The 13,389-nt window shown below is 52.8% G+C and carries 5 protein-coding genes and 2 pseudogenes; all 7 read left to right on the top strand.

Annotated features, from left to right (window positions below; all coding sequences use genetic code 11):
- Positions 1 to 9: 9 nt before the first annotated feature.
- Complete coding sequence (locus QZ303_RS02150; RefSeq protein ID WP_295728422.1) at positions 10 to 1,875, top strand: FAD-dependent oxidoreductase; 1,866 nt, start codon at positions 10 to 12, stop codon at positions 1,873 to 1,875.
- A 52-nt stretch (positions 1,876 to 1,927) separates the two neighbouring features.
- On the top strand, positions 1,928 to 3,985 hold the full coding sequence (locus QZ303_RS02145) for an alpha-galactosidase (RefSeq protein WP_295728420.1): 2,058 nt from the start codon (positions 1,928 to 1,930) through the stop codon (positions 3,983 to 3,985).
- 34 nt (positions 3,986 to 4,019) lie between these two features.
- Positions 4,020 to 5,825, top strand: coding sequence for a glycoside hydrolase family 2 protein (locus tag QZ303_RS02140; RefSeq protein ID WP_295728417.1), 1,806 nt, complete (start codon positions 4,020 to 4,022; stop codon positions 5,823 to 5,825).
- Positions 5,826 to 5,878: 53 nt separating this feature from the next.
- Positions 5,879 to 6,667, top strand: a pseudogene (locus tag QZ303_RS02135) (DUF4886 domain-containing protein); the annotation flags it as partial.
- Between the two features lie 66 nt (positions 6,668 to 6,733).
- Positions 6,734 to 8,851, top strand: a pseudogene (locus QZ303_RS02130) (glycoside hydrolase family 3 N-terminal domain-containing protein); the annotation flags it as partial.
- 21 nt (positions 8,852 to 8,872) lie between these two features.
- Positions 8,873 to 11,326 carry a glycoside hydrolase family 3 C-terminal domain-containing protein gene (locus QZ303_RS02125; RefSeq protein ID WP_295728414.1) on the top strand — a complete coding sequence of 818 codons (2,454 nt, stop codon included), beginning with the start codon at positions 8,873 to 8,875 and terminating at the stop codon, positions 11,324 to 11,326.
- A gap of 142 nt (positions 11,327 to 11,468) precedes the next feature.
- Positions 11,469 to 13,349, top strand: a complete 1,881-nt coding sequence (locus QZ303_RS02120) for a hypothetical protein (RefSeq protein WP_295728411.1) — start codon at positions 11,469 to 11,471, stop codon at positions 13,347 to 13,349.
- Positions 13,350 to 13,389: the final 40 nt, after the last annotated feature.

The following is a 13,389-nucleotide window of genomic DNA, read 5'->3' as shown; positions in this document are numbered from 1 at the left end:
TCTATTGACATGATTCGCAACACTATTTCGGCATTATCATTCATGTTGGCTGTCTGCGGTGCGTCTGCGACGGAGGTCCTTGTGCAGGCGGAGGCTTTTGATTCGCATGGCGGATGGAGTCTCGACCAGCAGTTCATGGATCATATGGGTTCGCCTTATCTGATAGCACATGGCCTTGGAAAGCCTGTGGAGGATGCATCCACGACGGTCGACATTCCCGAGGACGGACGTTATACGGCATGGGTGCGCACTTACAACTGGACTTCGCCATGGGAACCGCAGCGCAAAGGTCCCGGAGCATTCATGGTAAGCGTCAACGGCCGCCGGCTGGCCTCTACGGTCGGTGACACCGGTTCGGCATGGGAATGGCAGCGTGCCGGGGAGGTTTCTCTGAAGAAAGGTAGTGCCCGTGTCACCTTGCATGATCTTACAGGCTTCGACGGCAGATGCGACGCCCTGCTTCTAAGCTCTACTCCCGGATTCGTGCCGACAGATTCATATACTGAAACCGCTACTCTTGAAATGCCTGTCACACAGCAGTTCGACTTCGTGGTGGTCGGGGGTGGTATAGCAGGCATGTGTGCCGCCGTCTCTGCGGCACGTCAGGGACTACGTACCGCGCTTGTCAACGACCGCCCGGTGCTTGGCGGATGCAACTCCTCGGAGGTGCGTGTGCATCTCGGCGGACATTCCGAAATCGGGCTGTATCCGGCCTTGGGACGCATGATACGCGAGTTCGGCCATAGCCGTCAAGGAAATGCAAGGCCGGCGTCATATTATGAGGATGAAAAAAAAGACTCATTCATACGTGCTGAAAAGCTTGTCACGCTGTTTGCCCCGTATCATGCCGTATCGGTCGATACTGCCGGCAACAGCATAAAGGGTGTCACGATATGTGAGACTTCCACGGGCGAGAAAGTGAGGCTTGCAGCCCCGCTGTTTGCCGATTGCACCGGCGACGGCTCTATAGGCTGTTGGGCCGGCGCTGACTGGACGGTGGGCCGCGAGTCGCGTGATACCTATGGCGAGCCGCTCGCGCCTGTGACTGCCGATTCGCTCATAATGGGCGCTTCCGTGCAGTGGTACAGTAAAAAAGATGACCGCAGGACTTCATTCCCGGTTTTCGACTACGGCATTACATTCTCCGACTCTACATGCCAGCGTCTTACTATGGGTGAATGGAAATGGGAGACCGGTATGCGCCTCGACCCCGTAAAGGATGCCGAGAAGATCCGTGACTACGGCATGCTTGTGGTGTATGCCAACTGGAGCTATCTCAAGAACCGACTTGCCGACAATGCAAAATTCCGCGACCGTTCGCTCGAATGGGTGGCATATGTCAACGGAAAGCGTGAGAGCCGACGTCTGCTTGGCGACTACATACTTAAGCAGGATGACATAGACAAGGGTGTCACCCATGAGGATGCATCATTCACCACATCCTGGAGCATCGACCTGCATTTCCCCGATCCGGAGAATGCGCGCCATTTCCCGGGACGTGAATTCAAGGCAGCCACCAACCATGTTTATATCCATCCATATGCAGTGCCTTACCGCTGCCTGTATTCACGCAACATCGACAATCTTTTCATGGCCGGACGATGCATCAGTGTAAGCCACGTGGCTCTTGGCACGGTCAGGGTGATGCGTACGACAGGCATGATGGGTGAAGTGGTCGGAATGGCTGCCGGAATATGCCATCGCAACGCCACCACTCCCCGTGGAGTATACCAGCGCCATCTTCCCGAACTCAAGCAGTTGATGACGCAAGGTGCCGGACGCCCCGCCGACGAGTTGCCCGACAACCAGAAGTTCAATCTCTCGGGCAAACTTTTGCCGGCTCCCCGTGCGTTGCAGTCCTGTGATGACAAATAATAATGGAGCGGTCTGACAGGAGGCCGTAATATGAATTTTGCTAAAAACCGTCATGTCACGTTTTATTTTACCGATACTGTTTTTGTCATTGTCCTCATTGGAGGCTGTCTCCTCGGAGTGCTATGCCTCCCTCGATGGCGATACATTGCGCATTGGAAACTCAGTCGTGGAGCGTGTGTTCGTGTGGAATGACGGCGCTCTTTCCACCGTACGCCTGGGGTGCAAGAATGCCCGGGCTCTGGTGGCGGATCCGTCGGTACCTGATTTTGTGGTTAACCGCGCCGTGCCGTCGGACGCGCGTCTCGACACCGTGACTGTCGCATCCGACGGTATCAGCCATGAACAGTTTCTGGCCACCGTTTCATACCGGTGCGGCAATCTGGATGTCCGTCGCGTGTATAGGCTGACTCCCGGCATCGCTGCCGTGGCATGCGACACTTATCTGCGCGGCACGCTCGTCGATACCGTCCGCAGCCATGATGACAATGCCGCCGACCGCACTAATATAGAGACCACCGAGGCCATGAAAGTGAAGCCTGTGACATCGGTGCTCGACCGCATGCACATGACGGGCGCTCATTGGCATGGACGTGCCGTCGAGTTCTGGGACGTGACCGACTGGAACAATAATCTCGTGCAGGAGCGTGATTTCATCTCTTATCGGCGCACTCCGCATCGGGGTAACATACTCATCGTGAGCAACGGTGCCGATGAAGATACCGGATTCATCATGCTCAAGGAGGCTCCTTCGTCGTCATCGCAACTCGCTTATGGGAATGCCGATTTCTTTTCTGATTTCGGTGACTTCTCCGTGACGGGGACAGGGCTGGTTCCGGCGGATGTCACTTCGGATAAATGGACCCAGGCATATTCTACGGTACTGATTCCATACGCAGGTGGCGAGTTTGACGCGTTGTGTGCTTTGCGTGCTTACCAGAAGTCAAGGCGTATCCTTGATGCCGGACGCGACGAGATGGTGATGATGAACACCTGGGGCGACCGCTCACAGGATGCCAAGGTCAACGAGTCGTTCTGCCTCTCCGAGCTGCAGCGTGCCGCAAGGCTCGGTGTGTCACACTTCCAGATTGATGACGGCTGGCAGTTCGGGAAAAGTCCTAATTCGGCAGTGGCAAAAGGATCGTTCAAGGATATATGGCGTAACGTCGACTATTGGAAACCGGACACTGTGAAGTATCCACGCGGATTAAAGCCGGTGGTGGATTGCGGGCGTAGGCTCGGAATAGAGGTCGGCTTGTGGTTCAATCCGTCGGTGCAGCATGATTTCGTCGACTGGGAGAAGGATGCCGCCACTCTTGTGGGACTCTATCGTGATTATGGCATAAGGATGTTCAAGATCGACGGGCTGGCCATCACGTCGAAGCTCGGCGAGGAGCGTTTGCGTTCCCTTTTCGACAGGGTAATGGCCGAGACCGGCAATGAAGTCGTGTTCAATCTCGATGCTACGGCAGGACGCCGTGGCGGATATCATATGTTGAACCGTTACGGCAACATATTCCTTGAGAACCGTTACACAGACTGGGGGAATTATTACCCTTACCATACACTGCGCAATCTATGGATGCTTTCTCGCTATGTCCCGGCAGAATGCCTTCAGGTAGAGTTCCTGAACAAATGGCGCAATACCGGCAAGTATCCCTCCGATGATCCGTTCGCGCCATCGAATTACTCATTCGACTATATGTTTGCCATTACCATGGCCGCACAGCCTCTGGCATGGATGGAAGCCGCCAATCTTCCTGAAGAAGCTTTTTCTACTGGAGAACTGATCAGGAAATACCGGGAGATACAGCATGATTTCCATTCCGGTACCATACTTCCCGTAGGTGACGAGCCTTCGGGACGATCGTTCACCGGATTTCAGTCGGTCATTTCTCCCGACAGCGGATTACTGTTGCTTTATAGAGAAAACACTCCCGATAAAGCCGCTGTCATCGACACATGGCTTCCGGCGGGGGCGCGAGTGGTTCTTACGCCTGTCCTCGGCGATGCCAAGGCAATGAGGTTTGACGTGGCCGAAAAAGGCCGGATAAAAGTATCCCTTGACAAGCCGAATACATTCGCCATGTATCGATATAGTATCGACAGATGACCATTACCTATTTAAAGTTTATCGAAATCAACATATGAAGTTTCCACGCATTATCATCTTGCAGGTTCTCCTCTCTCTATTTGCCCCCTCAGGCGTATTGGCGTCAACGGGACTTACGGTCAACGCATACGGACGTGATCATGTGTCGCTCAACGGCAAGTGGAGCGCTATTCCCGACCTGTACGACCAAGGCCGGCGTATGGAAATCTACAAAAACCGTACGCCTCAAGGCAAGACGGATTTCTACGAGTATTCGTTCGGCCCGGGTTGTATGCGCCTTAATGTTCCCGGCGATTGGAACTCCCAGTCGCCCGAGCTTAAGTACTATGAGGGAACAGTGTGGTATGCCCGTCCGTTCCATGCCAAGCAAGTGGCCGGACGTCGCCGGGTGATTCATTTCGCCGGTGTGAGTTATCGTGCTACGGTCTATCTCAATGGCCGCGAAATCGCTTCACATGAGGGGAGCTTTACGCCGTTCGAGGTGGATGTCACCGACATGCTTGCCCCCGACGGAGAGAATCTGCTTGTCGTGGAGGCGAATAACCGGCGCACGTCCGACGCTATCCCCGCCGAGGCTTTCGACTGGTGGAACTATGGCGGCATAACCCGTGACGTGCTTCTCCTTGATCTTCCTGAGCAGCATGTGGCCGACTATACGGTACGTCTTGCCGGAGGAAGCACCGATACGGTGGAGGCCGAGGTTCTTCTCTCGCAGCCTGAAGAAGGCGTGGAGGTCGAGGTTGCGATACCAGCACTTAAAAATGGTATCCGCCTTACCACTGATGCCGGCGGACGTGCCACCGGATCGTTCCGTGTGAAGAATCTGAAGTTATGGGAGCCGGGTGCACCTTCGCTTTACGACGTGGTGGTTCGCACTCCATCTGACACTGTCACAGAACGGATAGGTTTTCGCACGCTTGGTGTCGATGGCACAAAGATACTTTTCAACGGCAAGCCCGAATTCATGCGCAGTGTATCGTTCCACGAGGAGATACCCCAACGCATGGGACGCGCATGTTCGGTTCAGGATGCCGAGCAGCTTATTAATGAAGCTGAGGCGCTGGGTGTCAACATGGTGCGTACGGCCCACTATCCGCAGAACGAGCATATTGTGAGGCTCGCCGAAGAGCGCGGCATAGTGCTTTGGGAGGAGATTCCGGTGTGGCAGGGTATCAGCTTTACCGACAGTGCCACACTTGCCAAGGCGCAGCGAATGATGACCGAGATGATCGCTCGTGATAAGAACCGGTGTGCCGTGGCGTTCTGGAGCGTAGCCAACGAGACGCGTCCTTCGCCTGAACGGGATCGTTTCGTCAAGTCGCTGATAGATACCGTGCGCTCGCTTGATTCGTCAAGGCTCGTCACAGCCGCGTTCGACAATGTCGGTTATGACAAGGCTTCCGGCACATTTACCGGCAGTGACAATATTCCCGCGCTGCTCGATGTAGTGGCCGTCAACAAATACATGGGATGGTATGCACCCTGGCCGCTTGCTCCTGATAAATGTATATGGAATTTTGCTCCCGACAAACCGCTGATAATATCCGAATTCGGGGGCGAGGCATTGTATGGGCAACATGGTAGCTCCGACACGGCAAGTTCATGGAGCGAGGACTATCAGGAGAAGCTTTACCTCGACAATCTTGACATGTTCAGCCGCATACCGAATCTCGCAGGGGTATCGCCATGGGTGCTTTACGACTTCCGTTCGCCGTTCCGCTTCCATCCTGTCAACCAGGAGGGATGGAACAGAAAGGGACTTGTCGGTGACCGGGGCGACCGAAAGAAAGCGTGGAATGTGATGCACGATTTCTACATGTCGAAGAAGCGACAGAAATGACAATTTAGAAAAATCAATCAAAGTACAACCAATCAAATACATTCTGACCTGCCATGACTAAAAGGCACATTCTAATCTCGGTTTTTATATTTATCCTTGCCGTCGCGCCGATGACAGCACGAACGTTGCGTGTCCTTGCGATAGGCAACAGTTTTTCACGTGACGCCATAGAGCAACATCTCCATGAACTCGCCCTTGCCGACGGGGATACGATGATTGTAGGCAATATGTTCATCCCCGGATGTTCGCTTGAACGCCATGTAAAGAATTCCCGGACTGGCAATTCCGATTATGTCTACCGTAAGGTCGGAGCTGACGGGAAGCGTGTGGAGACAAAAGGGATGACTCTCGACAAAGCGCTTGCCGACGAGCCGTGGGACTATGTAAGCCTTCAGCAGGCGAGCCCGATGTCGGGGCTTTATGCCACATGGTCGGCATGGATTCCGGAGCTTCAGGGATACGTCAAGGGGCGTCTGCCGAAGCATGCGAAGCTTATGCTGCATCAGACGTGGGCATATTCCAAGGATTCGTCCCACTCCGGGTTTAAGAATTACGGGTGTGACCAGGATTCGATGTACCGCAGCATAGTGGATGCGGTCGACAGGACCGCGCGTCAGCGTAAGATAAAGCTTGTAATGCCTTCCGGCACCGCCATACAGAATGCACGCACCACTTTTGCCGGAGATCACCTAAATCGCGACGGCTATCATCTTGACCTCGGTTTCGGCCGTTTTACGGCGGCGTGCGCATGGTATGCGGCTCTTACCGGTCGTGATGTCACCGCGAACGGCTATAATCCGGAGAACATGAACCCGGATCTTGTCCTGGTGGCCAAGAGTGCCGGCCAGGCAGCCGCGAAGCGTCCGTCGCAGGTGACGGATCTGTCGGACATCCGTCCGTCAACGGTTCTTTATAAGGATCCGTCGGTGCCCATGGAGATACGTATCGATGACCTCCTCGGACGTATGACCGTGGAGGAGAAGGTAATGCAGCTCAACCAGTATACTCTCGGTAGAAATAACAATGAGAACAATGTCGGCAAAGTCGTGGGCCAGCTCCCCGCCGAACTTGGATCGGTAATCTATTTTGGCGACGATGCCGTGCTGCGCAACGCGTTCCAGCGCCGCTGTATGGAGGAGTCGCGCCTCGGAATTCCTTGTATTTTCGGTTACGACATGATTCACGGCTACCGCACTATTTATCCCATATCCTTGGCTCAGGCATGCTCATGGAACATCCCGCTTGTAGAACGCATGACATCGTACGCCGCCGCCGAGGGGCGTATGACCGGTGTCGACTGGACATTCTCACCCATGATTGACGTGGCTCATGATCCTCGCTGGGGGCGTGTGTCGGAAGGTTACGGCGAGGATCCTTATGCCAACGCTGCTTTCGGTGCTGCTACCGTGCGTGGTTATCAGGGCGAGTCTCTTGCCGATTCCACCACGATTGCTGCATGTCTGAAGCATTTCGTAGGCTACGGTGCCTCAGAAGCCGGTCGCGACTACGTATATACCGAAATTTCTCCCCAGACTCTCTGGGACACCTATCTGCCACCTTATAAGGCATGTGTCGATGCTGGTGCCGTGACTCTGATGAGTTCGTTCAACGATATCAGCGGTATTCCCGGCTCTGCCAACCACTATACGATGACCGAGATTCTCCGTAACCGCTGGAAACACAAGGGGTTTGTCGTGAGCGATTGGGGTGCTATCGAGCAGCTTGTCAACCAAGGCAATGCCGCCGACAAGAAGGAGGCCGGGCTGCACTCTTTCAACGCCGGTCTCGACATGGACATGATGAATCATTCCTACGACAAGTATCTTGCCGAACTTATCGATGAGGGCAAGGTAGATCCCGCCCGGCTTGACGAATCCGTGCGCCGCGTGCTCCGTGTGAAGATGATGCTCGGCCTGTTTGAGAATCCGTACACCCCCGAATTCCCGGGACGTTACAACCGTCCGGGAGCCATGGCTACCGCAAAGCAGCTTGCCGCCGAGTCGATGGTGCTTCTGAAAAATGATTCCACCAATCTTCTGCCCCTCTCAGGTGTAAAGCGCATAGCTGTTGTAGGCCCGCTGTCGAAGAGCAGCGCTTCGCTTCTCGGAAGTTGGTTTGGCCGTGGTCGTTTCGATGAGGTAGTGACTGTGCTGCAGGGTATCACCGACCGTTTTGCTACGGAGTCCGAAATCCGTTGCGCCGAGGGATGCAGCTTCGACAAGATTGTTCCCGAAGAGCTTGCAAAGGCAATAGACACCGCCCGCTGGGCCGACGTAGTTATACTTTGTCTCGGCGAGCAGCAGCGGTGGAGCGGTGAGAATGCTTCGCGCAGCACCATAGCCCTTCCCGACGCGCAGCTGCAGCTCGCCCGTGAAATCGCAGCTACAGGCAAACCTGTGGTTATGCTCCTGAGCAGCGGACGCCCGCTCGACATATCGCAGATGGAACCGCTTGCCAACGCCATACTTGAGATATGGCAGCCCGGCACTACAGGCGGTACGGCCGTAGCCGAGATCCTTGCAGGTGATATCAATCCCTCCGGCAAGCTCGCGATGACTTTCCCGCGCTCTACAGGACAGATACCCATATACTACAACCGTCGCGGTGCCGCACGTCGTTACCAGGGTTTCTATCAGGATATACCTTCCACGCCGCTATATCCTTTCGGCCATGGATTGAGCTATACCACGTTTGCCTATGGCGAACCTACGGTGAGCACCACGACCTTCAAGAAGGGTGACAAGATTACCGTGACAGTGCCGGTGACCAATACCGGGTCGCGTGCCGGGGCAGAGACGGTGATGTGGTATACATCAGATCCTGTGGCATCAATCACCCGTCCATTGATGGAACTCAAACATTTCGAGAAAAAGGAGATAAATCCCGGGGAGACAGTCGTGTTCACATTCAAGATCGATCCTGTCAAACACCTGTCGTTCCCTGACGGTGACGGAAACATGCATCTTGAACCCGGAGACTTCAAAGTGACGGTCGGGCCTCATACCGTCAATCTTGTAATGGAATAAATTTTAGCAGATTAAATTATCATGAATATATATAGAAGATGTGCTGCGATGCTCATCGCAGCCATGGCGGTCGTATCGGTTTATGCCGACAACCACGACAAGCGTGCCCGGGAACTTGCGGGACAAATGACTCTTGACGAGAAGATTTCCCTGCTTTCGGGAGAGACCTCATTCTCAATCCGTGCGATACCCCGGCTTGGCATACCGCGTGTGCTCCTTGCCGATGGCCCTCAAGGCGTGCGCAACCATGCACCTCATTCCACCCTCTATCCGTGCGGCATACTTACTGCGGCATCGTGGGATCGCGACGTTGCGCGCCGCATAGGAGAGAGCATAGGCGATGACGCCCGTGCACGTGGCGTAGGCATAATGCTTGGGCCGGGTGTCAACATATATCGCTCGCCGCTTTGCGGACGCAACTACGAGTATATGGGTGAGGATCCATATCTTGCTTCGGAGACGGCGGTAGCATATATAAACGGCATGCAGTCGCGTGGTGTCATGTCGACCGTCAAGCATTTCGCCGCAAACAACCAGGAGTGGAGCCGCCATCACGCTTCGAGCGAAGTCGATGAGCGCACGCTTCATGAAATATATTTCCCTGCCTTCCGTAAGGCCGTTAAGGCCGGTGTAGGTGCGGTGATGAACAGTTATAACCCCTTGAACGGAGTGCATGCCACTGAGAATGCGTGGCTCAACAATGAGATTCTTAAGGGTGAATGGGGCTTCGACGGCATACTCATGAGCGACTGGACATCGGTCTACTCTACTGTCGGGGCTGCCAACGCCGGGCTTGACCTGGAAATGCCAAAGGCCGTATGGTTCACGCCCGATAAGCTTAAGGCAGCAATTGAGTCGGGACGCGTGTCGCAGGCTGTTGTCGATGATAAGGTCGTGCGATTGCTCCGTACTTATTCGCGTTTCGGGCTTCTCGACCGTGAGCAGCGTGACTCTACGATAGCCCTTGATTGTGCAGTCTCGGCACAGACGGCATTGGATGCCGCCCGTGGTGGAATCGTGCTTTTGAAGAATGATGGCAATGTGCTTCCATTGAAAGGTCGTACAGTAGTGGTTGGCCCTCATGCCGACAAGGTCACTACCGGAGGTGGCAGCGGGTTTGTAAGCCCGTTCCATGCCGTTACCTTGGGCGATGCGATGAAAAAAATGAATCGAAAGAATGTGGTGCTTTCAGACAGCATACTCTTCAATGACATTGTCGGGAAATGCGTGTGGACCGATTCCACATGCAAGACACGAGGGTTCATCGGTGAGTATTTTGCCAATCAGAACTTTGAGGGCAAGCCTATGATGGTACGTAACGACTCCGTGGTAAAATTCGACTGGGACTACAAGTCGCCTTGTGCCGGAATCCCCGACGATCATTTCTCTGCAAGGTGGAAAGGATGGGTGGAGCCGTCTGACCGTCAAAGACAGATGAAACTCACTATAGGTGGTGATGACGGATACCGTGTATTCGTGAACGGCCGTAAGGTGGCCGGCGACTGGGGCAACCATTCCTATTCGATGCGTGAGATCCAGCTCCCTGTCGAAGCGGGTGAAACGCTTGACCTCGTCATAGAGTATTTCGATAATATCTCTTCGGCAAAGATTGATTTCTCCCTTTCGGTGCTTGACGAGGAGCTTCTTGAGAAAGAGGTGCGTCGCGCTGATAATGTCGTGGTGTGCACAGGCTTCGACAGCGATACCGAGGGCGAAGGATTCGACCGTCCGTTTGCCATGCCTGAATACAAGGTGCAGTTCTTGAAAAAAGTGGCTGCGCTTAATCCGAAAACCGTAGTAGTGGTCAACTCCGGAGGTGCTGTGGAGATGGCATCATGGATTGATTGTGTTCCGGCTGTCGTAATGGCATGGCATTCCGGTCAGGAAGGGGGGACGGCATTAGCCGAAATACTTACCGGCAAACTCTCTCCTTCGGGACGTCTGCCTATAAGCATCGAGGAGGTTGAGAATGACAACCCGGCGTCGGCATATTACCATGCCACATCCAGCCCGCGTTGGGAGTCGGCCCGTATTGACTACGGTGAAGGCATATTCACCGGCTACCGTGGATATGACCGTAACGGGGTGAAACCTCTGTTCCCATTCGGCGATGGACTCAGCTATACCACGTTTGAATACTCCGATTTGACCCTTGACCGTGTTGGCGCCGACAGCGTCAAGGTGGAGTTCGATATAAGGAATACGGGTCGGATGGCTTCGTCTGAAGTTGCTCAGGTGTATGTGTCGGATCCGGTATGCTCGGTGGCTCGTCCGGAAAAGGAGCTGAAAGGCTATGCCAAGGTATTCCTTAAGCCCGGTGAGAAGCGCCACGTGACTGTAATGCTCGACAAAGAGGCTTTCGCATTCTATGATATGGATTGTAAGGATTTCCGCGTTGAGCCTGGCGACTTCACGGTCAGTGTGGGTCACTCCTCCGCAGATCGTCCTTTATCAGCGACAGTGATTATTGAATGACATGCAATTAGCAGCGCTTAATTTAAATTAACGTAAATTTTGAAATTCGATTTATATATGTAACTTTGCCATATGGGGGATATGCCGATATGTTATTCGGCATATCACTCATGGGTTTATATAAATCAAATAATTTCAACAAATGAAGAAGAGTTTAGTACTGTTATTGCTGGGCATCGTAGGTGTTTTATGCTCATATGCCGCAGAGACCGTCAGGGTGACTTTCAATTTCGACAATGTCGAGGCTATCAAGAAATTCCAAGTTGATTTCAAGGCAATTACACCTATAAAGGAGAGTAATGTCATTGAATATGAACTTGATGACAAGCATCCGTTGGGTGTCGTGGCTATGGTTGAGTTGAACGATGGATACATATTCGGAAATATAACCCAAACCGCTGGAGGAACCGCTCCATATGTGGGCAGCTATTATCTGAATCTCTATATGCAGCCGAGCGATAATGGCGTTACATGGAACATAAACACTATTGATGTCGTCAAGGCGAGAACGGGGAAGATGACTCTTAATATAGACAACCCATCGAAGGTGTCGGTCAAGGAAGTAATGACCTCGCTTGACTACTCTCTTGTGGATGGAGAAAACATTCTGGCCTTCATTCCTGATGAGAAAAACAGTATCAGCATCAAGCCGACGAGTTACTATAAGCCTATATATAAGGTTGAGCATAACGGGAAAGAGATTATTGCCGACAGGTATGGCGAGTATGTGGTGATTCCTGCCGATGGTGATGTCGTGAACGTGGCAGCCGATTTTCCTGATGTGGATCTTCCTATAACGTTCACATATGATGAAGGTGCTGAAAAAGTTGTGTCGTCAGTGACTGTGGACAATGTCCCTATGACTGATTTTGACGGTAAAAGCATAAGCGTTAAGGCCGGGGGTGAGGTGTTTGTCAGGCTCAATGATGAGGATTTCCTCATAAAGGGGATTACTCTCAACGGTACGCTTCGCGAAGAGAAGTCGTCATTCTCATTTTATGCACGGGAAGCGACCACAGTGCACATATCCGCAAGCAGCTATGGAGATATTACGGCCTGGATAGATGTTGACGATCCGGAAAACGCAATCGTATATGAAGGGTATGCTTTCAATAATAAGGTCATATCGTTGAAGCCGGGGAAAAATGAGATTTCGATGCCTGCCAGAAGTGCAAGAATCGCTGTGTGCCATTCATTGAAGGGTCGTGTGACTGGAATAAGCGACGGAACAACCTCATATGAGCCGGGGGAGTACAATCTTATCCAGCTCCTTGATGGCATGACACTGACAGTCACTACCGCTCCTTTCGTTCGCGACGACAGGATTGTGTTGTGGGTGGATGACTGCACAGGCGCGTCCTTTACATTCAATCTCGGAGAATATGAATTCCGTACCAATCTTGGTGACAAGATTGTCAGCGGCTATAACGAGTTCTTGATTGATCCGGAGATCGACAATCCCGCGACTTTGTCATGGTATGCCGGTGCCGCCACGTATAATAGCGTATTTGTAGATGGCACGGTCCTGTCTCCGATATATGCAGGTGGCAAAAGCTATGATTTGCCGAGACTTTCCGAAGGAAGTGTCATAAAGGTTTTTGCGGCATCGGATCCTGATGTATGCGATGTTACGTTTGATGTAGCTGCCGGTGTTTCCGTAAATGTATTGAAGGATCGTATTACGTCTGTGAATGATTTGTCAAATCAGATTACGGTATATCGCGGTACTGAGGTATCGGTAATCCCCGCTGGAAGTCAAACTGCGATTGGGGTCAAGTGCAATGGAGTGGCCATTGATATCGCTTCCGACGGCTCTTATGTCTTTGTTGTGGATGGCGATACTGCTGTCGAGATTTCCGACGGTACTTCGGGTATAGCTTCCGTGGATGATGATTCGACAGGGACGGTTGACGTGTATAACCTTCAGGGTATATGTGTGATGCGCGGTGTTTCCAAGGCAGAGACCTCCTCGCTGGCTCCAGGCATATATATAATTGACGGGCATAAGGTCCGTATAGAATAATAGGTTGCTTTTAAACAACGACCTCTAAATTTTATGATTT

This window comes from uncultured Muribaculum sp. (assembly GCF_910583865.1).
Classification (GTDB): domain Bacteria; phylum Bacteroidota; class Bacteroidia; order Bacteroidales; family Muribaculaceae; genus Muribaculum.
This window is presented reverse-complemented; position numbering and strand designations above follow the sequence as displayed.